This is a genomic window from uncultured Muriicola sp. (assembly GCF_947258935.1).
GTDB lineage: Bacteria > Bacteroidota > Bacteroidia > Flavobacteriales > Flavobacteriaceae > Muriicola.
Genome location: NZ_CAMYKH010000065.1, coordinates 7,151 through 33,994 on the forward strand (window position 1 = coordinate 7,151; position 26,844 = coordinate 33,994).

Annotated in this window: 21 protein-coding genes, 5 tRNA genes and 2 pseudogenes; 27 read left to right on the plus strand and 1 reads right to left on the minus strand. The window is 41.1% G+C overall.

All coding sequences use genetic code 11. From position 1 onward, the window contains the following. The first annotated feature begins 85 nt into the window (after positions 1-85). The 26 genes and pseudogenes from Q0X72_RS10720 (at position 86) to Q0X72_RS10845 (ending at position 24,011) form a co-directional block, all read left to right on the plus strand. Positions 86-394, plus strand: a complete 309-nt coding sequence (locus Q0X72_RS10720; RefSeq protein WP_297765093.1) for a rhodanese-like domain-containing protein — start codon at positions 86-88, stop codon at positions 392-394. Next, positions 342-1,730, plus strand: a complete 1,389-nt coding sequence (locus tag Q0X72_RS10725; protein WP_297765096.1) for a DUF2851 family protein — start codon at positions 342-344, stop codon at positions 1,728-1,730. The genes Q0X72_RS10720 and Q0X72_RS10725 overlap by 53 nt, the downstream gene beginning before the upstream one ends. A 12-nt stretch (positions 1,731-1,742) precedes the next feature. Beyond that, positions 1,743-1,970 carry a PspC domain-containing protein gene (locus Q0X72_RS10730; RefSeq protein WP_297765099.1) on the plus strand — a complete coding sequence of 76 codons (228 nt, stop codon included), beginning with the start codon at positions 1,743-1,745 and terminating at the stop codon, positions 1,968-1,970. Between the two features lie 2 nt (positions 1,971-1,972). Beyond that, a complete protein-coding gene (locus Q0X72_RS10735; protein ID WP_297765101.1) occupies positions 1,973-2,983 on the plus strand; it encodes a TrkA family potassium uptake protein in 1,011 nt (336 codons plus the stop codon). A 93-nt stretch (positions 2,984-3,076) separates the two neighbouring features. Next, entirely contained in the window at positions 3,077-5,080 is a 2,004-nt protein-coding gene (locus tag Q0X72_RS10740) for an amino acid carrier protein (RefSeq protein ID WP_297765104.1), read from the plus strand. Further along, positions 5,077-6,690, plus strand: a complete 1,614-nt coding sequence (locus Q0X72_RS10745) for a sodium:alanine symporter family protein (protein ID WP_297765106.1) — start codon at positions 5,077-5,079, stop codon at positions 6,688-6,690. Before Q0X72_RS10740 ends, Q0X72_RS10745 begins: the two co-directional genes overlap by 4 nt. Before the next feature lie 13 nt (positions 6,691-6,703). Further along, on the plus strand, positions 6,704-7,549 hold the full coding sequence (locus Q0X72_RS10750) for a helix-hairpin-helix domain-containing protein (protein WP_297765108.1): 846 nt from the start codon (positions 6,704-6,706) through the stop codon (positions 7,547-7,549). A gap of 12 nt (positions 7,550-7,561) precedes the next feature. Further along, complete coding sequence (locus Q0X72_RS10755; protein ID WP_297765110.1) at positions 7,562-8,725, plus strand: acyl-CoA dehydrogenase family protein; 1,164 nt, start codon at positions 7,562-7,564, stop codon at positions 8,723-8,725. Positions 8,726-8,795: 70 nt separating this feature from the next. Next, a complete protein-coding gene (gene rpsU / locus Q0X72_RS10760) occupies positions 8,796-8,990 on the plus strand; it encodes a 30S ribosomal protein S21 (RefSeq protein ID WP_297765113.1) in 195 nt (64 codons plus the stop codon). Positions 8,991-9,078: 88 nt separating this feature from the next. Beyond that, on the plus strand, positions 9,079-9,969 hold the full coding sequence (locus Q0X72_RS10765; RefSeq protein ID WP_297765142.1) for a tyrosine-type recombinase/integrase: 891 nt from the start codon (positions 9,079-9,081) through the stop codon (positions 9,967-9,969). 46 nt (positions 9,970-10,015) lie between these two features. After that, a complete protein-coding gene (gene raiA / locus Q0X72_RS10770; protein ID WP_297765116.1) occupies positions 10,016-10,333 on the plus strand; it encodes a ribosome-associated translation inhibitor RaiA in 318 nt (105 codons plus the stop codon). A gap of 84 nt (positions 10,334-10,417) precedes the next feature. Further along, positions 10,418-10,494 (plus strand) — tRNA-Thr (locus Q0X72_RS10775). A gap of 23 nt (positions 10,495-10,517) precedes the next feature. Then, positions 10,518-10,599, plus strand: a tRNA-Tyr gene (locus Q0X72_RS10780). Positions 10,600-10,700: 101 nt separating this feature from the next. Then, positions 10,701-10,773 (plus strand) — tRNA-Gly (locus tag Q0X72_RS10785). Positions 10,774-10,905: 132 nt separating this feature from the next. Then, positions 10,906-10,977: transfer RNA gene (locus Q0X72_RS10790), tRNA-Thr, on the plus strand. Positions 10,978-11,122: 145 nt separating this feature from the next. After that, positions 11,123-12,310, plus strand: a complete 1,188-nt coding sequence (gene tuf / locus Q0X72_RS10795) for an elongation factor Tu (protein WP_297765118.1) — start codon at positions 11,123-11,125, stop codon at positions 12,308-12,310. A gap of 67 nt (positions 12,311-12,377) precedes the next feature. Then, a tRNA-Trp gene (locus tag Q0X72_RS10800) sits at positions 12,378-12,450 on the plus strand. Positions 12,451-12,519: 69 nt separating this feature from the next. Next, positions 12,520-12,705 carry a preprotein translocase subunit SecE gene (gene secE / locus Q0X72_RS10805; RefSeq protein WP_297765120.1) on the plus strand — a complete coding sequence of 62 codons (186 nt, stop codon included), beginning with the start codon at positions 12,520-12,522 and terminating at the stop codon, positions 12,703-12,705. Positions 12,706-12,714: 9 nt separating this feature from the next. Next, positions 12,715-13,266 carry a transcription termination/antitermination protein NusG gene (nusG, locus tag Q0X72_RS10810; protein WP_297765123.1) on the plus strand — a complete coding sequence of 184 codons (552 nt, stop codon included), beginning with the start codon at positions 12,715-12,717 and terminating at the stop codon, positions 13,264-13,266. 73 nt (positions 13,267-13,339) lie between these two features. Further along, the gene (gene rplK / locus Q0X72_RS10815; RefSeq protein ID WP_297765126.1) at positions 13,340-13,777 is read left to right on the plus strand and encodes a 50S ribosomal protein L11; all 438 of its coding nucleotides are present in this window, start codon (positions 13,340-13,342) and stop codon (positions 13,775-13,777) included. 21 nt (positions 13,778-13,798) lie between these two features. Then, positions 13,799-14,488 carry a 50S ribosomal protein L1 gene (gene rplA / locus Q0X72_RS10820; protein ID WP_297765129.1) on the plus strand — a complete coding sequence of 230 codons (690 nt, stop codon included), beginning with the start codon at positions 13,799-13,801 and terminating at the stop codon, positions 14,486-14,488. Between the two features lie 18 nt (positions 14,489-14,506). Next, on the plus strand, positions 14,507-15,022 hold the full coding sequence (gene rplJ / locus Q0X72_RS10825; protein WP_297765132.1) for a 50S ribosomal protein L10: 516 nt from the start codon (positions 14,507-14,509) through the stop codon (positions 15,020-15,022). Positions 15,023-15,075: 53 nt separating this feature from the next. Then, positions 15,076-15,459, plus strand: a complete 384-nt coding sequence (gene rplL / locus Q0X72_RS10830; protein ID WP_297765134.1) for a 50S ribosomal protein L7/L12 — start codon at positions 15,076-15,078, stop codon at positions 15,457-15,459. A gap of 130 nt (positions 15,460-15,589) precedes the next feature. Further along, positions 15,590-19,290 (plus strand): annotated as a pseudogene (gene rpoB / locus Q0X72_RS10835) (DNA-directed RNA polymerase subunit beta). A 45-nt stretch (positions 19,291-19,335) separates the two neighbouring features. Further along, positions 19,336-23,634, plus strand: a complete 4,299-nt coding sequence (gene rpoC / locus Q0X72_RS10840; RefSeq protein WP_297765136.1) for a DNA-directed RNA polymerase subunit beta' — start codon at positions 19,336-19,338, stop codon at positions 23,632-23,634. Between the two features lie 65 nt (positions 23,635-23,699). Next, entirely contained in the window at positions 23,700-24,011 is a 312-nt protein-coding gene (locus Q0X72_RS10845; protein WP_297765138.1) for a DUF3467 domain-containing protein, read from the plus strand. Positions 24,012-24,052: 41 nt separating this feature from the next. Here Q0X72_RS10845 and Q0X72_RS10850 read toward each other — a convergent pair whose 3' ends face one another. Continuing rightward, positions 24,053-25,642 carry a peptide chain release factor 3 gene (locus tag Q0X72_RS10850; protein WP_297765140.1) on the minus strand — a complete coding sequence of 530 codons (1,590 nt, stop codon included), beginning with the start codon at positions 25,640-25,642 and terminating at the stop codon, positions 24,053-24,055. 323 nt (positions 25,643-25,965) lie between these two features. Here Q0X72_RS10850 and Q0X72_RS10855 point away from each other — a divergent pair. After that, positions 25,966-26,844: pseudogene (locus Q0X72_RS10855) on the plus strand (hypothetical protein); the annotation flags it as partial.

The window sequence follows — 26,844 nt, forward strand, 5'->3', positions numbered from 1 at the left end:
ACAGAAATACTTGTGCGTAAAAAGGGTATCTCACCATAGTAGTTTATTGGGAAGTATTTTTATTTTTGTACCCAAATAAATTTCTATGGCAGATCTATCACAGGAAGAATGGGCAATTCAGATAAAGGAAGATATCAATTGTATTATTCTGGATGTCAGAACCCTGGAAGAAGTAGAGGATGGAGTTATTGGCGATGCCTTGCACCACGATATTTATAATCCTCAGGCCTTTATGCAGGCCCTGCAGGAGCTAGATAAGTCCAAAAGTTATTACGTCTATTGCCGATCGGGCAACAGAAGCGGACAGGCTTGTGCTATTATGAATAGCCTTGGGTTTGCCAATGCCTATAACCTCAAAGGTGGTATTGTGGAATGGAAGGGAGAACTTTCCTGAATCCCATACACGTATTCCTGATTCCCGCTTGCAGTGGGAATTTTTATTTTGGGGGATGCGTGAAGCGGTATTACACTTTATTTGGCAAGGGCACAAATTTCCTCTCAGCGATTTAGTAAGTACATTGGGGCTGACTATCAAAGTAATTAATACAGGAAAGCTCAATAGCTTTTCCGGGCCAGATTTCCTTTTTGCGAAAGTATGTATAGATGAACAGGAATGGGTGGGCCATGTAGAGCTACATGTTAAGGCGTCTGATTGGTATATACATCAGCATCATAAAGATGCCGCCTATGATAACGTCATCCTGCATGTGGTATGGGAAGCAGATGCCATAATTTACCGCAAAGATGGATCTTCCATCCCAACCCTGGCCCTTAATCAGTTTATCTTACAAAATGAACTAGATAAATTTCAAAATGTTTTTTACGCCAAAAAGAATAGGTCGCTTAATTGTGAAGGATCTATTGGCAGTATAGGCTCTGAAATTCTGAACCCCTGGAAAGATCATTTGTTTCAAAATCGATTAAACCAGAAAGCCAGGCTCATGAAAGAATGGCTGCAAGGCACATCACAAGATTGGGAACAGGTCTTTTTTATGATTCTTCTAAAAAGTTTTGGTCTTAATATTAACGGTGCTGCTTTTCTAGGTTTGGGTGAGGCCATACCTTTTAAAGCAGTTAGAAAGAATGCCGGTGATCCATTTCTATTGGAAAGTATCTTCTTTGGTATGGCCGGTATGTTAAATAAGGTTGATGTCTCAGATACATATTACCTTGAACTAAGGGAAGCATATAATTTTCTAAAAGTTAAATTCAATTTAAGAGATGAACTATTCCAAAAACCGGAGTACTTTTCACTACGGCCACATAACTTCCCTACAATTCGTCTTTCTCAGATAGCGAATCTCTATCACAGACATTCTGCTTTGTTTGCTCTGGTCATTGAAGCTACCTCACTTGTATCTCTTAGATCTCTGCTTAAGGCACAAGCCGGACGATATTGGGACACCCACTTTGTTTTTGGCAAATCTACGGCACCTTCACCTAAAAAGATGAGTTGTCATTTTACAGACCTTATAATTCTGAATTCGGTTTTACCTATAAGACATTCGTACGAACTTCATAAAGGAAAATCAGATATAAATCGCCTTACTTCCTGGGCACAAGAGATAAAAGCGGAGAACAACAAGATTGTACGGCTCTTTCAAACACATGGGGTGCCTGCAACTGATGCGCACGGAAGTCAGGCACTCCTGGAATTGTATCATCGGTATTGTGCAAAAAATAAGTGCCTACAATGTGCCGTTGGTAAGCATTTATTGTATGGAAAATAGTAATTTTAGAGCATGAACGTCTTTTATCAACTTTTGTACTTTTTTCAAAAGCGAGGTTTTGAAGTATCGCGTCGAATTGCAGAACGATTGGGGATCAGGGCCAGAGTTGTGCGTACCACCTTTATTTATCTAACATTTGTAACTTTGGGTTTTGGATTTGCTTTGTATCTCTTTTTAGCCTTTTGGTTAAGGATCAAAGATCTGATTTACACGAAACGAACATCTGTTTTTGACCTCTGATTATGATTAGAATTTTTCGCTCCAAGATCTATTTAGCCATAACCCTAATGTCGACCGTCGTGCTGATAGGTGTAATTGGGTTTCGTTTTATTTCGAACTACAGTTGGCTAGATGCATTCTATATGACCATCATTACGTTGGCTACCGTAGGGTTTGGAGAGGTACGCCCACTAGATGCTAATGCCAAGATATTCACGGCCTTACTTATAATCTGCAGTGTAATTATATTTTCGTATGCAATATCAGTGATCACAGAATACATTCTCAGTAGAAATTCCTTACAACTCTTAAAAAAGAAAAAAGTGAAAAATCAGATCAATAATTTATCCAATCATGTGATCGTTTGTGGTTATGGTCGCAACGGTATGCAAGCAGCTGAAAGGCTTACCGCTTATAATCGTCCGTTTATTGTCATTGAAAGAGACAAAGAGATCATTGAGAAATATGAAGAGGAAATCTTATTCGTAGAAGGTGATGCCAATGAAGATACCATTTTATTAGAGGCGGGCGTAGAACGTGCCAGCTATTTAATAGCTGCCTTGCCAGATGATGCAGATAATTTGTTTGTTGTTTTGTCAGCCAGGCAATTGAACAAGTCGCTATTCATCATTTCCAGGGCTTCTAAAATTACTTCTCAGAAAAAACTTTTATTAGGAGGGGCCAATAAGGTAATTATGCCAGATAAGATAGGGGGTGACCACATGGCATCACTGGTAGTGATCCCAGACCTTATTACCTTTATGGATAAATTATCTATGGAAGGAGAACATACTACCAACCTTGAGGAAGTAGCCATAGAAGACTTCTCTGATCAGGTAGAGTGCAATTCCTTAAGAGACCTTGATTTGCGCAGGAAAACCGGGTGTACCATTATTGGATATATTGCACCTGACGGAAATTATATCATCAATCCGGAGGCAGATCTACCCCTTAAACCAAAGAGTAAGGTCATTGTATTGGGAAGACCGGAACAGATCCGTAAACTTAACGAGATGTTCCATATTCAGACATGACATTTGGGAAAGAATATTTGATTGGGTTGATATTTTTTAGGATATTGCCCGCCATGACAAGCTTCCTCCTCTAATTTAACTCCTAATGTAAACATGAAGATATTCATTTACTGCATCTCATTCCTTTTCAGTATTTCCTTGTGTTCACAAGGTTTTGAAGTCAAAGGAAAAACGATAAATCCCTCAGATAATATTAATGATGGAGTGATACAGTTACAGGTTGAAGGAGGCACCCCTCCTTACACCTTTAAATGGAGCAATCAACAAACTCCGCTCAGCTCACCAACAGCAAGTGGGTTGGTAGAAGGAATAACCTACAAGGTTACAGTTACCGATAACTCAGGGCAATCTGTAACTCAAGAATACAAAATAGATACCCAATCTATCACCGAAGTCTTCAATGGCAATATGACGCCTGCAGTGAGCGCCCTTGGCAGTGTACTTTTCTGGGATCCCTTCGAAGCTATTGGTATATACGATCCTGTGGTCTATGCAGATGAAAAGCTTATAGCGACTCCCGGGTGGTCTGCTACCATAGAAGATCGCTTTGTGTTAAAACAATGGTTGGTAGGTGAAGGATCTGAAGTGGTCAAAGGCGAAAAGATAGCCCTGGTATCCAGTAAAGATGGTTCGGTAGATACAGTAATGTCAACCGCCAATGGGAAACTAAAATACATGGTAGATGCAGGAAATGTTATTTATAATTCCGAGAATAAAGAACACGTAATTCAGCAAGGAGCTCATTATTTGGCGGAAATTCAATACGATACACCAGTAATCATTCGTCACCCCAATGGAGATCCGGTCACTAAGAATATTCCGTTCATTGTGATTTGGCTGGTCCTTGGAGCTACCTTTTTTACGCTGCGGATGGGCTTTATCAATATGGGGCAAGTAACACATTTTCAGGCGCTGGCGACTGCTGTTTCTGGTACGGTTGGACTAGGAAATATTGCCGGAGTAGCGGTAGCCGTTTCCCTAGGTGGTGCAGGTGCTACTTTCTGGATGATAGTTTGTGGATTATTGGGTATGTCGTCCAAATTTGTAGAATGTACGTTGGGAGTAAAATACAGAGATATTTTGCCAGACGGCCGCGTTTTTGGCGGGCCTATGAATTATTTGAGATATGGTCTTGAAAAACGAAACTTAAAGGGATTTGGTAAGGTACTGGCAGGAGTATTTGCAGTACTAGCCGTAGGTGCCTCCTTTGGTGGAGGGAATATGTTCCAGGCCAATCAATCTTTTGAGCAACTGGCGGGACAATTCTCCATGTTGCAAGGGAACGGTTTCTGGTTTGGAATCATTACGGCTATCTTGGTTGGTGTAGTAATAATTGGTGGAATTCAAAGCATTGCCAAAGTTACAGGTCGCGTTGTCCCCGTCATGGCCTCCATTTATATACTTGCTGCCCTGACTGTTATCATTATGAATATTGAGAATATCGGACCTGCCTTTACGGCTATTTATAATGGAGCCTTTAGTCCTAGTGCCCTCAAAGGAGGTATTATAGGAGTGCTGGTGGTTGGTTTTCAGCGAGCAGCATTTTCAAATGAAGCCGGAGTTGGGTCGGCTGCCATAGCACATAGTACAGCAAAAACCAATAACCCGCCTTCGGAAGGTTTTGTTGCCCTGCTGGAGCCTTTTATAGATACCGTGGTAGTATGCACATTAACCGCCCTGGTTCTTATTTTTACAGGAATGCATGAGGTTGAAGGTATGGCAGGTGCACAACTTACCTCCGATGCCTTTGGGAGTGTTATATCCTGGTTCCCATATGTTCTGGGGATCGCAGTCTTCCTTTTCGCCTTTTCTACAATGATCTCATGGTCTTATTATGGCATGAGGGCCTGGACCTATCTTTTCGGGAAGAGTAGACGTTCCGAGATGATCTACAAACTTTTATTTCTTGTTTTTGTAGTAATAGGCGCTTCTGTAAGTTTAGGAGCTGTACTCGACTTTTCAGATATGATGATCCTTGCCATGTCATTTCCAAATATTGTAGGACTCTATATTATGTCCGGGGAAGTTAAAGGGGATCTGAAAACCTATTGGAAGAAATTAAAAGCCAATCAACTTTATAAAAAACAAGAAGCATGAAGATGAAACCACTTGCATTAATGGCCTTTCTGTTGCCATTGTTCAGTTTTTCACAGGAATCAACAGAGATGGGGCTAGATGAGCGAATTAATGCATGGTTTGAGCCTATTACCGCTGTTTGGGAAGGTATTGTCTTTTGGCAGGTCCCCGGTACGGGGATCCCTTTGGTAGTGATCATCCTGGTGCTGGGTGCAGTGTTTTTTACCTTGTATTTCGGGTTTGTGAATATTCGCAGGTTTCCACTAGCCATCAATGTGGTTCGGGGGAAGTATGATGAGGTAGAATCACCGGAAGGGCATGGTGTAGAAAAAGCGGAAGTAAATATTGTTGACGGTGACCTCCCCGATACTATTCGCGATGAAAGTAAGCATGGTGAAGTGAGTCACTTTCAGGCTTTGGCAACTGCAGTTTCCGGAACCGTAGGCCTGGGAAATATTGCAGGTGTTGCGCTGGCAATTGCAATTGGAGGGCCTGGTGCCACCTTTTGGATGATCGTCTGTGGTTTATTGAGTATGAGTACGAAATTCGTGGAATGTACCTTGGGAGTAAAATACAGGGATGTGGATGAAAACGGTACCGTTTATGGGGGACCAATGTATTATTTATCCAGGGGATTAAAAGAACAGGGCTTTGCTGGTTTTGGAAAGGTATTAGCTGTGGTCTTCTCTGTCTTATGCGTTGGTGCTTCCTTTGGAGGAGGAAATGCAGTACAATCTAATCAGGCGGCAGAACAACTGGCAGCTATGATGGGCCTGCAAGGAGGATCTACCGGCTTTTTTATTGGAGTGATCCTCGCAATTATTGTAGGAATAGTAATTATTGGTGGAATCAAAAGAATTGCCTCGGTAACAGAGAAGATAGTGCCCTTTATGGCAGTGATCTACGCCCTTGCATGTTTAGCTGTGATCTTCGCCAATTTTTCTTATATAGACGATGCCTTTGTATTGATTTTTAAAGGAGCCTTTACTCCGGAAGCAGGTTTGGGCGGACTATTTGGTGTACTGATCGTTGGGTTTAGACGAGCTGTATTTTCTAATGAGGCAGGTGCAGGTTCTGCAGCTATTGCTCATTCGGCTGTTAAAACCAAATACCCTGCAAGTGAGGGGATCGTTGCCCTTTTAGAGCCTTTTATTGATACTGTAGTAATATGCACTATGACAGCTTTGGTCATTATCTTTTATAATAGTGGAGGTGTATTTGAATATGGTGGGGATGGTGCTGGTAATGTAATTGTCGATGGAGCATCAATGGGAGGGGTAACACTTACTTCCCAGGCTTTTGAATCGGTGCTACCCTGGTTCCCATATGTTCTTACTTTGGCCGTCGTTCTTTTTGCGGTGTCTACGATGATCTCCTGGTCGTACTACGGACTTCAATCCTGGAAATATTTGTTTGGCCGCAGTAAAACTGCAGATATAACGTATAAATTGCTCTTTGTAATATTTGTTGTGATTGGGGCATCAGCATCTATGGGCGCTGTATTTGCCTTTTCAGATGCCATGATCCTGGCACTGGTATTCCCCAATATGCTTGGGCTATTATTTTTATTCCCGAAAGTACGGGAAGAGATGGCCAAGTATATGGATGCTATAAAGGCCTTGAAAAAATAACTAATGGAATAAAATGAGATCCCACCTCCGGTATACAAAGCAGGAAAAACGTGGGATCTTTTTTTTACTTCTGCTTGTAGCCGGGCTACAATCTGGATACTACTTTTTTACAACCCAAATTATCCAGGACGATTCTTCTCAATTCTCAGTTGACAGCATAGCAATACATTATATTGATAGTGTAAAAAGATCGCAGCTCATAAAGAAGGAACTGGTAATAAGATCATTCAACCCTAATTTTATAAATGACTATAAAGGATATCAATTAGGGGTATCCCCGGATGAGCTCGACAGTCTATATGCCTTTCGTGAAAGAGGCAATTTTGTGAATTCTGCTGATGAGTTTCAAAAAGTAACCGGGGTTTCAGATTCACTCCTATTTCAAATAAGCCCTTATTTTAAATTCCCTCAGTTCACCAAGAGAACGGCCAAAAGAAAGGTAGGGTATGTTTCTTTGGAAGTGGTGGCTGACCTCAATTTGGCAAATGAGGAATCGCTGCAACGAATCTCAGGAATAGGTCCGGTATTGTCCAAAAGGATAATTGCATTCAGAAACAGTTTGGGAGGATTTTTAGTGACGGAGCAACTTTTAGATGTTTATGGATTAGAACCCGAAGTAGCCTCAAGGGCCATGAAGGTATTCAAGGTATTGAGTATTCCGGAGATCAAGAAGATTCCGTTGAATACCGCTTCAGTGGAAGAATTAGCCAGTCTTGTTTACATTAACTATCGCCTGGCAAAGCAAATAGTGAATTATAGAAACAGTATTGGACGCATCGATTCCATTGCACAATTAACAAAAATTGAAGATTTTCCAGCAGATCGGATTAACAGAATTAAGCTATATTTGTCCCTCTAAAAAATTGCAATAATGATTACAGGAACAATGTCCGAACTAGGATTTGATTATTCAGAAACCCAGCGTATGGTGGCTGCATCTGCAAGAGATTTTGCTGAGCAGCATATTAGACCCTACATAATGAAATGGGATGAAGCCCAGGAATTCCCCGTTGAAGTCTTCAAAAAAGCGGGACAAATGGGTTTTATGGGAGTTCTGGTTCCAGAATCTTTAGGAGGTTCAGGGCTAGGCTATCACGAATACATTGCTATAATTGAAGAAATTTCTAAAGTAGATCCTTCAATTGGCTTATCTATTGCGGCTCATAATTCGCTTTGCACTAATCATATTTTATCATTCGGAAATGTGGCACAAAAAGATAGATGGATCCCAAAACTTGCAAGCGGAGAATGGATAGGTGCCTGGGGACTTACAGAGCATGGTACAGGCTCGGATGCAGGAGGCATGAGTACTACTGCAGTTCGTGAAGGGGATAATTGGATCCTAAATGGAACTAAAAACTTTATTACCCATGGTATAAGTGGAGACATCGCAGTGGTGGTTGCACGTACAGGTGAAAAAGGAGATAGTCATGGAATGACCGCCTTTGTAATTGAAAAGGGCACTAAAGGGTTTGCCAGCGGGAAGAAGGAAGATAAATTGGGGATGCGTGCCAGTGAGACGGCCGAGTTGGTGTTCGACAAATGTATAATTCCGGATGACCAGAGATTAGGTGAGGTTGGCGATGGATTTATTCAGTCAATGAAAGTATTGGACGGAGGACGTATATCTATAGGAGCATTATCGCTTGGTATTTCAAAAGGAGCTTACGAAGCTGCTTTAAAATATTCTAAGGAGCGTGAACAATTTGGAAAACCGATTAGCTCCTTTCAGGGAATTTCTTTTAAACTGGCCGACATGGCCACTGAGATAGAAGCCTCGGAATTACTATTACATAAAGCTGCTTTCTTGAAAAATGAAGGAAGACCTATGACCAAATGGAGTGCCATGGCAAAAATGTATGCTTCAGAAGTATGCGTAAAAGTTGCCAATGAGGCCGTTCAAATTCATGGCGGATATGGCTATACCAAGATCTATCCGGTAGAAAAATTCTACAGGGATTCCAAATTGTGCACTATTGGTGAGGGCACTACCGAAATACAAAAAATAGTCATAGCGAAGAATATTTTAAAATAAGTTTGTTTCAATTCATTTATTCCTTTTATATTTGCAGTCCCTAATCACTAAAGAAAGGAGGTTGTAGCCAATGTTAATTATACCAGTAAAAGAAGGAGAAAACATTGATAGAGCGTTAAAACGCTTTAAACGGAAGTTCGACAGAACAGGTACTATGCGGCAGCTGAGAAAACGTCAGCAGTTCATAAAACCTTCAATAGAGCGCAGACAACAGATCCAGAAAGCCCAATATATTCAGGGCCTTCGCGATCAGGAAGAAATATAATACTCAAAAATCACTCAATAGAAAAATCTTGCTTCGGCAAGATTTTTTTTTTGACCTTATCTCAATGTTGCTTTTGTACCTTTGTGATATGGCCATTGCAGCTTTTATATCGTATCTCTCCCACGAAAAGAAATACTCGCCACATACTGTTAAGGCCTATGAAAAGGACCTCAATGATTTTAGTGCTTTTTGCCTGAAAGAATATGAATTGCAAGACATTGAAAGTGTAACCTACCCTATCATTAGAAATTGGATCGTTGCACTGGTAGATCGTAAGATCAGCAATAGAAGTGTAAACCGTAAGGTAACCTCTTTGAAATCGTATTTCAAATTCTTGATGAAAACGGGAAGTATACAGGGCAACCCACTGGCCAAGCATAAGGCTTTAAAAACGGCTAAAAAAATAGAGATCCCCTTTTCCGAAGCGGAAATGGCCGAGTTGCTTAACGAAATTCCTTTTGAAAATAGTTTTGAAGGAGTTCGGGATCGTTTGATCATCGAACTGCTTTACGCTACCGGCATGCGCAGATCGGAGTTAATTAATCTAAGTGTTCAAAATCTCGATCTCTCTAATCATACTTTAAAGGTCTTGGGAAAGCGAAATAAAGAGCGTATCATACCTTTATTAGAAAGTATGATTCAGCTTTTTGAGGAATACTTCGTTTTGCGAAAAGAGGTAGATAATTCCCAGGATTCTAAAGCCGTATTTCTGACTTCAAAGGGCAATAAAATCTATGAAACACTTGTTTATAGAATTATAAATGGATATTTTAGTAAGGTCTCTTCTAAAGTAAAAAAGAGTCCACATATCCTGAGGCATACCTTTGCCACACATATGCTCAACCAGGGAGCAGATCTGAACTCGGTGAAGGAATTGCTGGGGCATTCAAGTTTGGCATCTACTCAGGTGTATACCCACAATAGTATTGCCGAACTGAAGAAAGTGCATTCCAAGGCACATCCAAGGAATAGAAAATAAAAGTTTTTTACGAAATAATTATGTGTAACCTAATAATTGTACATCTATGAAGGTAAATACGCAGTCCGTTAATTTTAACGCCGATATAAAGCTGATGGAGTTCATTCAGAAACGTCTAGATAAGTTAGAGGTATTTTATGATAGAATCATTAATTCGGATGTGTATTTAAAAGTAGAAAATACCAGTACCAAAGAAAATAAGATTGTAGAGATTAAAGTACATGTACCCAAAGACACTTTTATTGTAAAAAAGCAATGTAAAACCTTTGAAGAAGCAATCGATTCGGCTTGTAATTCTCTGGAGCGAAAATTGGTCAGAAAGAAACAGAAACCAAGGGTTTCACCATCTTTAAAATTTTTCTAAAATAGTTTTGTTTAAAATAAAAATTATCTACATTTGCAGTCCGTTAGAAATAGCGGACTTTTTTATGCTTTAAAAGGCGGTTAAGCCGATGTAGCTCAGCTGGCTAGAGCAGCTGATTTGTAATCAGCAGGTCGTGGGTTCGAGTCCCTCTATCGGCTCCAAAGTTCATTAAAAAAGCATGGAGGGGGAGATACTCAAGCGGCCAACGAGGGCAGACTGTAAATCTGCTGACTACGTCTTCGCAGGTTCGAATCCTGCTCTCCCCACAAACAGTTGCTGAGAGCAGTGCGGAAGGAATTCGACAGCGCTTTACAAGTAACGAGTACGATCGGGACATGTCCCTGACATATTGAGAATACCAAAAAATGCGGGAGTAGCTCAGTTGGTAGAGCGTCAGCCTTCCAAGCTGAATGTCGCCGGTTCGAACCCGGTCTCCCGCTCAGAAGGGCGGAATGTCGTCACGCCGTTGGCGTGATCTCCCGCTGAAGAACTTTGAGTACACGTTTGCCGTTTAGGGGTAGGGTTGTGAGGGTATGGTCCAAGATCCCTGAACAAGAACAAAACCCAAAATTGCCGACGTAGCTCAGGGGTAGAGCGTTTCCTTGGTAAGGAAGAGGTCACGGGTTCAATTCCCGTCGTTGGCTCGAAAGAATAAAGTCATTAAATGGGCTTTGAACCCTGAACCATAAAGCGGTCACGGGTTCCCCCGATAGGAATCGGGACCCGTAAATGGCTCAAACAATAGAAACATTTGTACACTAATATAAACTAAGATTAAAATTCATTAAAATGGCAAAGGAAACTTTTGATCGTTCCAAACCGCACTTAAATATAGGTACTATTGGACACGTAGATCACGGTAAAACTACATTGACAGCAGCTATTACTACTGTTTTAGCTAACGCAGGCTTATCTGAAATAAGAAGCTTCGATTCAATTGACAATGCTCCAGAAGAAAAAGAAAGGGGTATTACGATCAACACGTCACACGTTGAGTACCAAACAGCAAATCGTCACTATGCACACGTAGATTGTCCGGGTCACGCGGATTACGTTAAGAACATGGTTACAGGTGCTGCCCAGATGGACGGTGCAATCTTAGTTGTTGCAGCAACAGACGGACCAATGCCACAAACTCGTGAGCACATCCTTTTAGGACGTCAGGTTGGAATTCCACGTATCGTTGTTTTCTTGAATAAAGTAGACATGGTGGATGATGAAGAACTTTTGGAATTAGTTGAGATGGAAGTAAGAGAATTACTTTCTTTCTACGAGTATGATGGAGATAACGGACCTGTAATTTCTGGATCTGCTTTAGGTGCACTTAACGGAGAGCAAAAATGGGTAGATACTGTAATGGAATTGATGGAAGCTGTTGATACCTGGATCGAAATGCCTAAGCGTGATATAGATAAGGATTTCTTAATGCCGGTTGAAGATGTATTTACAATTACTGGTCGTGGAACTGTTGCTACAGGTCGTATCGAAACAGGTGTAGCTAATACAGGAGATTCGGTTGATATCATCGGAATGGGAGCAGAAAAATTAACTTCTACCGTAACCGGAGTAGAGATGTTCCGTAAGATATTAGATAGAGGTGAAGCAGGAGATAACGTTGGTATCCTATTAAGAGGTATTGAAAAGGCTCAGATTACAAGAGGAATGGTTATTTGTAAGCCAGGTTCTGTGAAGCCTCACGCTAAATTTGAAGCTGAGGTCTATATCCTTAAAAAAGAAGAAGGTGGTAGACATACACCATTTCACAATAACTATCGTCCTCAGTTCTATGTAAGAACTACAGACGTAACAGGAACAATTAATCTTCCTAGTGGAGTTGAAATGGTAATGCCAGGTGATAACCTTACCATTACTGTTGATTTGCTTTCGCCTATTGCCTTGAGCTTAGGTCTTCGTTTTGCAATCCGTGAAGGAGGTAGAACTGTAGGAGCCGGTCAGGTTACAAAGATTTTAGATTAATCACTATAAAGTAAATTACATAAGGGTGTCCCGCTAAGGCGGGATACCTTTCAATGTAATTACGAATACGGGTGTAGCTCAGTTGGTAGAGCACTGGTCTCCAAAACCAGGTGTCGGGAGTTCGAGCCTCTCCTCCCGTGCACAATGAAAATATAACGGTGAGATGAGGCACACAAGTAAGTCCTATCCTATCAAATAAATAATACGGCATGTTTACCTATATAAAAGAATCCATAGAAGAACTTAGACATAATGTTACTTTGCCTACCAGGGCAGAGTCTTCTAATTTAATGGTAATAGTTGCTGTGTTCTCCATCCTTTTTGCTTTGGCAACTTGGGGTGTGGATACTGTGTTTAGCAAGCTAATTGAATTGTATTTTAACACTTTAAATTAAGCCCGTTCTATGTCTGAAGTATTGGAGAAAAAATGGTATGTGGTCAGAGCGGTCAGCGGTCAGGAAAATAAGATCAAGGGCTATATAGAATCTGAGGTAGAAAGAAATGGTTACGGTGATTATCTTGAAGAGGTCCTGGTGCCTACAGAAAAGGTAGTACAGATAAGGAACGGAAAAAAAATTAATAAGGAAAGGGTTTATTTCCCTGGTTACATCATGATCAAAGCCAATCTAGGTGGAGAGATGGTACATACTATTCGGTCTATTACCAATGTCATAGGATTCCTTGGAGAAACAAAAGGTGGTGATCCTGTACCGCTGAGAAAATCTGAGGTCAATAGAATGCTAGGAAAAGTGGATGAATTGGCAGTTAACACTGACAATATAGCCATCCCATTTGTTCTTGGTGAAACAATAAAAGTTATAGACGGACCATTTAACGGTTTCAATGGTACTGTGGAAAAGATAAATGAGGAAAAAAGAAAACTGGAGGTGATGGTAAAGATTTTCGGAAGAAAAACACCTCTGGAATTGAGTTATATGCAGGTAGAAAAAGTTTAATATAAATGTTACATATATAAAAGGCTGTGTTGCTTCCAAATTAAAAACACGGTTTGAAATTTAATTTTAAACAATGGCAAAAGAAGTAAGTAAAGTAGTTAAACTACAAGTTAGGGGAGGTGTCGCGAATCCATCGCCACCGGTTGGACCCGCTTTAGGTGCTGCCGGCGTTAACATTATGGAGTTCTGTAAGCAATTCAATTCTAGGACACAGGACAAGCAGGGGAAGATCCTGCCCGTTGTTATCACCGTGTATAAAGACAAGTCGTTCGACTTTGTCGTAAAAACACCACCAGCGGCAGTGCAACTTATGGAAGCAGCTAAGATTAAAAAAGGATCTGGCGAACCTAACAGAGTTAAATCAGGGAACGTTACCTGGGACCAAGTAAAAAGAATTGCGGAAGACAAAATGGTAGATTTAAATGCATTTACCGTAGAATCCGCAATGAGCATGGTAGCAGGCACTGCGAGATCTATGGGTCTCAAAGTTGCAGGTAAAAGACCTTTTTAAAATCTTATAAAGCATTTTAATATGGCAAAAGCAACAAAGAACCAAAAAGAAGCCAGAGCAAAAATAGAGAAAGATAAACTTTACTCTATAGAAGAAGCTTCAGCGCTGATAAAGGAAATCACTAGTACAAAGTTTGATGCATCTGTAGATCTTGCAGTTCGTTTAGGGGTAGACCCACGGAAAGCAAATCAAATGGTTCGTGGGGTAGTTACACTTCCTCATGGAACAGGGAAAGATGTAAAGGTTTTGGCCTTGGTGACCCCAGACAAAGAAGCAGAAGCTACAGAAGCTGGTGCAGATTATGCTGGTTTGGATGAGTATTTGGAGAAAATTAAAGGCGGTTGGACAGATGTTGATGTTATCATCACTATGCCAAGCGTTATGGGAAAATTAGGTCCTTTAGGTAGGATCTTGGGTCCAAGGGGGTTAATGCCCAATCCAAAGACAGGAACAGTAACGATGGATATCGCGAAAGCGGTTTCAGAAGTAAAGGCTGGTAAAATAGATTTCAAGGTAGATAAAACAGGTATTGTGCATGCGGCAATTGGAAAAGCATCTTTTTCAGCCGATAAGATTGCAGGAAATGCCAAAGAACTTTTAGATACCCTCAACAAGTTAAAGCCAACGGCCTCAAAAGGGATATACATGAAAAGTGTTTTCATGTCTAGCACTATGAGTCCAAGTGTTCAATTAGATCCGAAAACAGTTTAATTCTGGAAATGTAAAGTAATGACAAGAGAAGAAAAAGCGACCGTTATAAAAGATCTAACTGCACAGCTTGCCGAAAGTACTACCATTTATTTGGCAGATATTTCAGGCTTGGATGCAACGACTACCTCAGACCTGAGAAGAGCTTGCTTTAAGGCAAACATTAAATTGTCTGTGGTAAAGAACACTTTATTGTCTAAAGCTATGGAAGCTTCTGACAAAGAATTCGGAGAACTTCCAGATGTGTTGATTGGCAACACTTCCCTAATGTTCTCTGAAACCGGAAATGCTCCGGCAAAACTTATTAAGACCTTTCGCAAGAAAGCCGACAAACCTTTATTAAAAGGAGCTTTTATAGGAGAAGCCATTTTTGTTGGGGATGATAAGTTAGATACCCTGGTAAGCATTAAGTCTAAAGAAGAAATGATCGGAGAAATCATTGGATTGCTTCAGTCACCTGCTAAGAATGTGATCTCCGGATTGAAATCTGGTGGAGGCAAACTGGCCGGTATTCTTAAGACCTTATCAGAAAAATAATACATACGCACTAAAAACAAGCATAATTAAAAATTTTATTAAACGATAGAAAAATGGCAGATTTAAAAGATTTCGCAGAACAATTGGTTAATCTTACGGTAAAAGAAGTAAATGAATTAGCTGATATTTTAAAAGATGAATACGGCATTGAGCCTGCTGCTGCAGCTGTTGCTGTGGCCGCTGGAGGTGGAGCCGCTGGAGGTGAAGCTGAAGCCGCTGAAGAAAAGACAGAATTTGATGTTATTTTGACAGCTGCTGGTGGTTCTAAACTAGCTGTAGTTAAATTGGTGAAAGAATTAACAGGACTTGGATTGAAAGATGCTAAGGACATTGTTGATAGTGCACCAAAAGCCGTTAAAGAAGCTGTGTCTAAAGACGAAGCTGAAGGTATCAAAAAATCATTGGAAGAAGCAGGAGCAGAAGTTGAGCTTAAATAATTGCGACAACCATACGGTTTAGGTTTAGGTCTTTCCGCCTTTTGGTGGCTAGACCTAAACCCTTTTATAGATAGTATATAAAGTCATATACAACCCATTCTAGTATTCACGTTCAAAATTTTGTCCATAGATGTTCACAAAACAGACTGAAAGAATAAGTTTCGCATCCGCTAAGAACATACCGGACTACCCGGATTTCCAGACACCAGGAACCAATTTGTATTGGAATTCCTTGATTACTTTATAGATCCACCACGTTATTCTATTCAGGAATGTATAGAACGGGGTCTTACCTATAGTGTACCGCTAAAGGCGCGTTTAAAATTGTATTGTACAGATCCGGAACACGAGGATTTTGAGACAATCGTTCAGGATGTGTACCTGGGTACTATTCCGTACATGACTCCCAGTGGTACTTTCGTGATCAATGGGGCTGAGAGAGTTGTTGTTTCTCAACTGCACAGATCTCCAGGAGTGTTCTTTGGCCAGTCCTTCCATGCGAATGGAACTAAATTATACTCGGCCAGAGTAATTCCATTCAAAGGATCATGGATCGAATTCGCTACAGACATTAACAGTGTGATGTACGCGTATATCGATAGAAAGAAAAAATTACCCGTAACAACCTTGTTCAGAGCCATTGGTTTTGAAAGAGATAAGGATATCCTTGAGATCTTCGATCTCTCGGAAGAAATTAAGGTATCTAAAGCCGGTTTAACCAAAGTTTTGGGCCGCAAGTTGGCAGCGAGAGTTTTAAACACCTGGCACGAGGACTTTGTGGATGAAGATACAGGTGAAGTGGTTTCTATTGAAAGAAATGAGATCGTCCTGGATCGTGATACCATCTTGGAAAAAGATCATATTCAGCAGATCATGGAAGCTGATGTGAAGACCATTCTATTGCACAAGGAGAATAATGCTCAAAGTGATTACGCCATTATTCATAATACCCTGCAAAAAGATCCCACTAACTCCGAGAAAGAGGCTGTGGAACATATTTACCGTCAATTGCGAAATGCCGAGCCACCAGATGAGGAAACCGCAAGAGGTATCATAGATAAATTGTTCTTTTCAGACCAACGTTACAACTTAGGAGAAGTTGGTCGTTATAGAATGAACAAAAAATTAGGTCTCGATATTGGGATGGACAAGCAGGTCCTTACCAAGGAAGATATCATCACCATCATCAAGTATTTGATAGAGCTGATCAATTCAAAAGCAGAGATCGATGATATTGACCACCTTTCAAATCGTAGGGTTAGAACGGTAGGGGAACAATTGTCTTCGCAGTTTGGTGTTGGATTGGCACGTATGGCCAGAACCATCCGCGAACGAATGAATGTAAGGGATAATGAGGTGTTTACACCTATTGACCTGATCAATGCAAAGACACTGTCTTCTGTGATCAATTCATTCTTTGGGACAAACCAGTTGTCTCAGTTTATGGATCAGACCAACCCATTAGCAGAGATCACACATAAAAGGCGACTTTCGGCTTTAGGACCAGGCGGACTCTCAAGAGAACGTGCCGGGTTTGAGGTGCGAGATGTTCACTATACACATTACGGACGTTTATGTCCTATTGAAACCCCGGAAGGACCTAACATTGGTCTTATTTCCTCCTTGGCCGTTTTTGCCAAGGTAAATTCTATGGGCTTCCTGGAAACTCCTTATCGAAAAGTGACCAAGGGAAAAGTAGACACCAAGGAATTTTTATACCTAAGTGCTGAGGAAGAAGAAGGAATGAAGATCACTCAGGCGAATATTCCTTTAAAAGGCGATGGAACTATTGACAGTGAAAAGGTTATTGCCCGTGAAGAAGGTGATTTCCCTGTAGTAGACCCTTCAGACGTAAATTATACGGATGTTGCACCTAACCAAATAGCTTCAATTTCAGCCTCATTAATTCCATTCCTGGAGCACGATGATGCAAACAGGGCTTTGATGGGATCTAACATGATGAGACAGGCAGTTCCATTATTAAAACCACAATCTCCGATTGTTGGGACAGGCCTGGAAAGACAAGTAGCATCAGATTCCAGAGTCTTGATCAATGCAGAAGGAGACGGAGTAATAGAGTATGTAGATTCTCATAGGATCACTATTAAATACAGCAGAACTGAAGAAGCGCGCATGGTGAGCTTTGATGAAGATTCTAAGACCTACGAGTTGGTGAAATTCAGAAAAACAAACCAGGGGACCAGTATTAACCTGAAGCCTATCGTAAAGAAAGGTGACAAGGTTAAAAAAGGACAGGTACTTTGTGAGGGTTATGCCACAGAAAGTGGAGAACTTGCTTTGGGTAGGAATCTTAAAGTGGCGTTTATGCCATGGAAGGGTTACAACTTTGAGGATGCCATTGTGATCTCAGAAAAAGTAGTACGCGAAGATATCTTTACATCTATTCATATTGATGAATACTCTCTGGAAGTTCGGGACACCAAATTAGGTGCAGAAGAACTGACCAATGATATCCCTAACGTATCTGAAGAAGCTACCAAGGATCTGGATGAATACGGAATGATCCGCGTAGGTGCTGAAGTAAAACCGGGAGATATATTAATTGGTAAGATTACTCCAAAAGGAGAATCGGATCCTACTCCTGAAGAAAAATTGCTTCGTGCCATATTTGGTGACAAAGCAGGAGACGTAAAAGATGCCTCATTAAAAGCTTCTCCTTCTTTACGGGGAGTAGTGATAGATAAGAAACTTTTCTCAAGATCTATTAAGGATAAGCGCAAGCGTTCTGAAGATAAAGAGGCCATTACAGCTCTTGAACTCGATTACGAGCTTAAATTTCAGGAACTGAAAGAAGTATTGGTTGAAAAATTGTTCAAAATGATCAATGGTAAAACCTCACAGGGTGTAGCTAATGATCTTGGTGAGGAAGTACTGCCAAAAGGTAAGAAATACACCATGAAGATGTTGAACGCCGTAGATGATTTTGCCCACTTGGTCAGCGGAAGCTGGACAACAGACAAAGCAACTAATTTAATGGTAGCAGATCTTCTGCACAATTACAAGATTAAATTAAACGACCTGCAAGGGAATTTACGAAGAGATAAGTTTACTATCTCTGTAGGAGATGAACTACCAGCAGGAATCATGAAACTTGCAAAGGTCTATATCGCCAAAAAGCGCAAGTTGAAGGTAGGTGATAAAATGGCCGGGCGTCACGGAAACAAAGGTATTGTTGCCCGTATTGTGCGTCAGGAAGATATGCCTTTCCTTGAAGATGGTACACCTGTAGATATTGTCCTGAATCCGTTAGGGGTACCTTCCAGGATGAACATTGGACAGATCTATGAGACAGTTCTTGGTTGGGCTGGGCAGAAACTAGATAAAAAGTATGCTACCCCTATCTTCGATGGAGCAACCTTGGATCAGATCAACAGTTATACAGATGAAGCAGGAATTCCAAGATTTGGACATACCTATCTGTATGACGGTGGAACCGGGAAACGATTCGATCAGCCTGCAACTGTAGGTGTTATCTATATGTTGAAATTAGGTCACATGGTAGATGATAAGATGCACGCTAGATCTATTGGTCCTTATTCTCTTATTACGCAGCAACCATTGGGTGGTAAAGCCCAATTTGGTGGACAGCGTTTCGGGGAGATGGAAGTATGGGCATTACAGGCCTATGGGGCCTCCGCAACGCTTCGTGAGATCCTTACCGTGAAATCGGATGATGTAGTCGGTAGAGCGAAGACCTACGAGGCTATCGTTAAAGGAGAGACCATGCCAGAACCTGGGTTACCAGAATCTTTCAACGTATTAATGCACGAACTAAAAGGTTTGGGCTTGGATATCAGATTGGAAGAATAATTTAAAAGTCGGTTACACATTTAATATAGTATCACCATTAGCATTATGGCTAGACAACACGATAATACAGCAGTAAAAAGGTTTAATAAGATCTCCATAGGCTTGGCCTCACCAGAATCTATTCTGGCAGAGTCGAGAGGGGAAGTCTTAAAACCAGAAACCATTAACTACAGAACCCACAAACCAGAACGCGACGGTTTATTTTGTGAGCGTATTTTTGGACCTGTAAAAGATTACGAATGTGCCTGTGGAAAGTACAAACGTATTCGTTATCGCGGCATCGTATGTGATCGTTGCGGCGTTGAGGTTACTGAGAAAAAGGTACGTAGAGACCGCGTAGGACACATCAATTTAGTGGTTCCTGTAGCGCATATTTGGTATTTCCGTTCGCTTCCTAATAAAATTGGCTATCTCCTTGGTTTACCATCCAAGAAGTTAGACATGATCATTTATTATGAACGCTATGTGGTTATTCAACCCGGGGTTGCCAAAGGTCCGGAAGGAGAAGAATTAACAAAACTAGATTTTCTAACGGAAGAGGAATATTTAAACATCCTTGAGACTATTCCACCAGAAAATCAATACCTGGAAGATTCAGATCCTAACAAATTCATTGCCAAGATGGGCGCTGAATGTTTGATAGACCTGTTGTCCAGGATCGATCTGAAAGAACTTTCATACGATCTTCGTCACAAGGCCAACACAGAAACTTCAAAGCAACGTAAAACCGAGGCATTAAAAAGATTACAGGTGGTAGAAGCCTTACGGGAATCTCAGGATAACCGTGAGAACAAACCAGAGTGGATGATCATGAAGGTTGTTCCGGTCATTCCACCGGAATTACGCCCATTGGTGCCGTTAGATGGTGGTAGATTTGCAACTTCCGATCTTAATGACTTATACAGAAGGGTGATCATCCGTAACAATCGTCTTAAACGATTAATGGAGATCAAAGCTCCTGAAGTAATCCTTAGAAACGAAAAAAGGATGCTGCAAGAAGCGGTAGATTCTTTATTCGACAACACAAGAAAAGCATCTGCAGTAAAAACTGAATCTAACAGACCATTAAAGTCCTTATCAGATTCCTTAAAAGGGAAACAAGGTAGGTTCCGTCAGAACTTGCTTGGGAAACGGGTAGATTATTCTGCGCGTTCAGTGATCGTTGTAGGTCCGGAAATGAACCTGTTCGAATGTGGATTGCCAAAAGATATGGCAGCTGAATTGTACAAGCCGTTTGTGATCAGGAAGCTGATTGAGCGCGGTATCGTTAAAACGGTAAAATCTGCTAAAAAAATCATAGATAAAAAAGAACCGGTAGTTTGGGATATTTTGGAAAATGTTCTAAAAGGACATCCTGTATTGTTGAACCGTGCCCCAACATTGCACCGTTTAGGGATACAAGCTTTCCAGCCTAAACTTATTGAAGGTAAAGCAATTCGTTTGCACCCGCTGGTATGTACTGCCTTTAATGCAGATTTTGATGGGGATCAAATGGCTGTTCATTTACCCTTAGGACCTGAAGCCATTTTAGAAGCTCAACTTCTAATGTTAGCTTCTCATAACATCCTAAACCCGGCAAATGGTTCGCCAATTACGGTACCTTCTCAGGATATGGTCTTGGGACTGTATTATATGACCAAGGAACGTAAGTCTACCAAAGAAACGCCAGTAATTGGTGAGGGCCTTACCTTTTATTCCTACGAGGAAGTAGTAATTGCTTTTAATGAAGGTAGAGTAGAACTTAATGCTGGAATCAAGGTACGTGCGAAGGATTTCAATGAAGAAGGAGCACTGGTTAATCAGATCATTCCAACTACTGTAGGTAGGGTACTCTTTAACATGGTTGTACCAGAACAAGCAGGCTATGTAAATGAGGTTCTGAATAAGAAATCACTTCGAGATATTATCGGACAGATCCTTGCCGTAACGGATGTACCTACTACGGCCGACTTCCTTGATAAGATCAAGACCATGGGGTACGAGTTTGCCTTTAAAGGTGGATTATCCTTTAGTTTAGGAGATATCATCATTCCTCAGGAAAAACACGAAATGATCGCCGATGCCAATGAACAGGTAGATGGTATTATGGCAAATTATAACATGGGTCTTATTACTAACAACGAACGCTATAATCAGGTGATCGATGTTTGGACCTCTACTAACGCTATGCTTACTGAGCTTGCTATGAAAAGGATCCGTGAGGATCAGCAAGGGTTTAACTCGGTGTATATGATGTTAGATTCCGGAGCAAGGGGTTCTAAGGAACAGATCAGACAGCTTACCGGGATGCGTGGATTAATGGCTAAGCCAAAGAAATCTACCGCAGGCGGGGGAGAGATCATTGAAAACCCTATCCTTTCCAACTTTAAGGAAGGATTGTCAATTTTGGAATACTTTATCTCTACTCACGGTGCGCGTAAAGGACTTGCGGATACAGCTTTGAAAACTGCCGATGCTGGTTACCTAACACGTAGATTAGTGGATGTTTCTCAAGATGTGATCGTAAATACCGAAGATTGTGGCACCTTACGAGGTATTGAAGTAGAAGCTCTGAAGAAAAACGAAGAGGTGGTTGAATCCCTAGGAGAAAGAATCCTGGGTCGTGTTTCACTGCACGATGTATTCCATCCTTTAACAGAAGAGTTACTTATTGAAGCCGGGCAACAGATCATGGAATCTGATGTACGTAAAATTGAGGCGTCTCCAATCGAAAGAGTGGAAGTTCGTTCTGCACTAACCTGTGAAGCCCAAAAAGGTATTTGTGGTAAATGTTATGGCCGTAACCTTGCAACCAATAAAATGGTACAAAGGGGAGAAGCCGTAGGGGTAGTTGCAGCTCAGTCAATTGGAGAACCCGGAACGCAGTTAACATTGCGTACCTTCCACGTAGGTGGTATTGCAGGTAACATTTCAGAAGATAATAAGTTAGAAGCCAAATTTGGTGGAAAAGCCGAAATTGAAGATCTGCGTACTGTAAAAGGTGAAAATAGCGAAGGGAAACCTGTAAATATCGTTATTTCGAGAACTTCAGAAATCAAGGTAGTAGATAAGAAAACCGGGATCACCCTGAGTACAAATAATATTCCTTATGGATCGCAGTTATTCGTTAAGAATGGCGGTATGGTTGAAAAGGATCAGATTGTTTGTCAGTGGGATCCTTACAACGGTGTAATTGTTTCAGAATTCCCCGGTAAGATCGCTTATGAGAATATTGAGCAGGGTATTACCTATCAGGTAGAGATTGATGAACAGACCGGATTCCAGGAGAAAGTGATCTCAGAATCTAGAAATAAAAAGCTCATCCCAACCTTATTGATCATGAATACCAAGGATGAGGTTTTACGTTCGTATAACTTACCTGTTGGCTCCCATATCATGGTAGATGACGGCGAAAAGATCAAGGAAGGTAAGATCCTGGTAAAAATTCCACGTAAGTCGGCCAAATCCGGAGATATTACGGGAGGGTTACCAAGGGTTACCGAATTGTTCGAGGCTCGTAATCCATCCAATCCGGCAGTAGTCTCAGAGATAGACGGGGTAGTTTCTTTTGGCAAGATCAAAAGAGGAAACCGCGAGATCATCATAGAATCTAAATTAGGAGAACTAAAGAAATATCTTGTAAAATTATCGAATCAGATCCTGGTACAAGAAAATGATTATGTTCGTGCCGGAATGCCATTATCTGATGGCTCCGTAACACCTGAGGATATCCTGGCCATCAAAGGTCCTTCTGCTGTACAACAATACCTGGTGAATGAAGTTCAGGAGGTATACCGTTTACAGGGGGTAAAGATCAACGATAAGCACTTTGAGGTAGTAGTACGTCAGATGATGCGTAAAGTACGTATCCAGGATCCGGGAGATACTATCTTCCTTGAAAATCAACTGATTCACAAGGATGATTTTATTGAAGAGAATGATGAGATCTTCGGCAAGAAGGTTGTCCTGGAGCCCGGTGAATCTGAAAACCTAAAGGCTGGTCAGATCATTACAGCACGTGAATTAAGGGATGAGAATTCCATTTTAAAACGTGCGGATAAGTCGCTCGTAACCGCCAGAGATGCTGTAGCGGCAACGGCTACTCCTATTCTTCAGGGAATCACAAGAGCATCCTTGCAGACCAAATCGTTTATTTCGGCAGCATCCTTCCAGGAAACTACCAAGGTATTGAACGAAGCGGCAGTAAGCGGTAAGATCGATGACCTCGAAGGTTTAAAAGAGAACGTTATCGTAGGACATAAGATTCCTGCTGGTACCGGTATGCGCGACTATGAATCCATTATCGTAGGTTCCAAACAGGAATACGACGAGATCATGGCCCGCAAGGAAGAATTAAAATTCTAATTCAACAACCCTCAACCTTCCGGTTGGGGGTTTTTTATAAAGTACCCAGAAAATATTCTTAGATCATGGCAGAGAAAGACAACAAACAAAAGCAGATCAATATAGAATTGGATGAGAAAACGGCAGAAGGTATATATTCCAATCTCGCCATTATCAACCATTCTGTGTCAGAATTTGTGATCGATTTTATCAGTATGATGCCCGGTGCACCGAAGGCGAAGGTTAAAAGTAGAATTGTACTGACCCCGCAGCATGCCAAGAAATTCTTAAAGGCACTGAATGATAATGTGAATAGATTTGAGAAGGCCCATGGTAATATCAAGGACTATGAGCAGCCTCCTATTCCATTAAATTTTGGACCAACTGGTGAAGCATAACAATAAGACCCGGAACATGTTCCGGGTTTTTTTATGTCCTGTCACGAGAATTCGGAAGTAAAATGCAGGGTAACGTTAGGGTATTTTTGTTGTGTCATTTGCAATGAGAACTGAGAATCTGCGAGGAAGACCAACTGCCCTCTTTTATCTATGGCAAGGAATTTTTGTTTCACCCTTTTAAATTCCTGAAATTCTACACTTTTCGGATCTTTTGGTTCTACCCAGCAGGCTTTGTAAACAGGAAAGTTCTCATAGGTACATTTTGCGCCATACTCGTGCTCCAGGCGGTACTGGATAACCTCATATTGAAGGGCTCCTACCGTACCAATTACCTTTCTGCCATTAAGTTCCAGGGTAAATAATTGAGCAACTCCTTCGTCCATCAACTGATCGATCCCTTTGTAGAGTTGTTTGGCCTTCATAGGATCTGCATTGTTAATATATCTGAAGTGTTCTGGCGAAAAACTTGGGATCCCCTTGTAATGAAGTACTTCACCTTCTGTAAGTGTATCCCCGATCTTAAAATGCCCGGTATCGTGCAAGCCCACGATATCTCCCGGAAATGAGATGTCAACGATCTCTTTCTTTTCTGCGAAAAACGCATTGGGACTGGAGAATTTCAAATTTTTATTATGTCTCACATGTAAATAAGGTTTGTTCCTTTCAAAGGTCCCGGAAACGATCTTTACAAAAGCGAGTCGGTCCCTATGCTTAGGATCCATATTGGCATGGATCTTAAAGACAAATCCTGTCATTTGTTTTTCATCTGCCTTCACCAGACGCTCTTCCGCCATTTTGTCTCTTGGGGTTGGAGCAATCTCAATAAAGCAATCCAGTAGTTCACGTACCCCAAAATTATTGAGTGCAGAACCAAAAAAAACGGGTTGCTGTGCCCCATCTAAGTATTCTTGTTTATTAAAAGGCGGATAGACTCCGGTAATTAGTTCAAGGTTCTCTCTGAGGGTTTCCGCCGCTTTGTTTCCTATGATCTTTTCCAGCTCTGGATTACTTAGATCATCAAAGGCGATGGTTTCTTCTATGTTTTTCTTGCTATTCCCACTGAAGAGATTGATGTTTTTCTCGTAAATATTGTAGATCCCCTTAAAGTCGTATCCCATCCCTATAGGAAAGCTCAATGGCGTAACGCTTAGGCCTAATTTCTGTTCTACTTCATCCAGGAGATCAAAGGCATCTTTCCCTTCCCGGTCCATTTTATTTATGAAGACGATCATTGGGATCTTCCTCATCCTGCAGACTTCCACCAATTTTTCAGTTTGTTCTTCAACTCCCTTGGCTACATCTATGACTACAATAACACTATCTACAGCAGTAAGAGTACGAAAGGTGTCTTCGGCAAAATCCTTATGCCCGGGAGTATCCAGGATATTGATCTTTTTATCCTTATAAATAAAGGCGAGTACGGAAGTTGCAACTGAGATACCCCGTTGCCGTTCAATTTCCATAAAATCGCTGGTAGCAGTTTTTTTGATCTTGTTGTTTTTTACAGCACCAGCTTCCTGTATAGCCCCGCCAAATAACAGTAATTTTTCGGTGAGGGTGGTCTTCCCCGCATCGGGGTGAGAAATGATCCCAAATGTTCTTCGCCTGGCAATTTCTTTCTTGAAATTCACGTAAAAAATTTTTGCAAAAGTAAGAGAATTTATCGGGACAAAAATTATCTGTTTGAGGGTTGAGATGCAGAATATTCCGATGAATGGACCACGCCTTACACAGGAGATACTTTTCTGTACATTGCTCCTGCACTAAATATCCTACTTTTTATCGTTTTATCGATTATTTTGGTTGATAAAAGAGTGAGTACAAAGAAAGAGTTTAAACAATTTGCGGTAACCTATTAATACTATATCTTGCATTTTACTTTTTAGATTCCCAAAGTCTTACCAGAAGTACTTTCTACCGGCCATGGTGCTTAGTTTAATAATAACTAACCTATATGGAGAACTTTACTTTTAGTAAAATACGAAAAGCATTTCAGGGTATTCTTACAGTTGCTTTTCTATTCGTTTTATCTTCTAATTTGTCTTTTGGAATTACATTTCCTGCAACGCTCTTTGAAGTTATTTATACAGATACAGATGGCGATGGTATTCCCAATGGCACTGATGTAGATGATGACAATGATGGTATTCTTGATACTGTTGAAGGGGAACAAACTGATACGGATGGCGATGGAGTAGTAAATTCCCTGGATATTGATTCGGATAACGATGGAATTCTCGATAACATAGAAGCCCAAACCACGGCCGGATATATCGCACCATGTGGAGTAGATTCTGATGGGAACGGGTTGGATGATCATTACGAAGAAACGCCAGGCAGTTGCGGTGGCCTCCTTCCTATTGACACCGATGGCGATGGGGTACCAGATTATCTCGATATAGATTCCGATGATGATGGAATTTTAGATAACGTAGAGGCACAAACTACTGCTGGATATATCGCGCCATGTGGGGTAGATTCAGATGGAAATGGCTTAGATGATCATTATGAAAACCATCCAGGTTCCGGAGAAGGTCTTACCCCTGTGGACACAGATGGCGACACCCACCCCGATTTTCGGGATATTGATTCTGATAATGATGGGATACTAGATAATGTAGAGGCACAAACTACTGCTGGATATATCGCACCATGTGGGGTAGATTCAGATGGAAATGGCTTAGATGATCATTATGAAAATCACCCAGGTTCCGGAGAAGGTATTACACCGGTGGATACTGATAGCGACACTCATCCTGATTTTCGGGACATCGATTCTGATGATGATGGTATTCCGGATAATATAGAAGCTCAATCTACTGATGGTTATGTA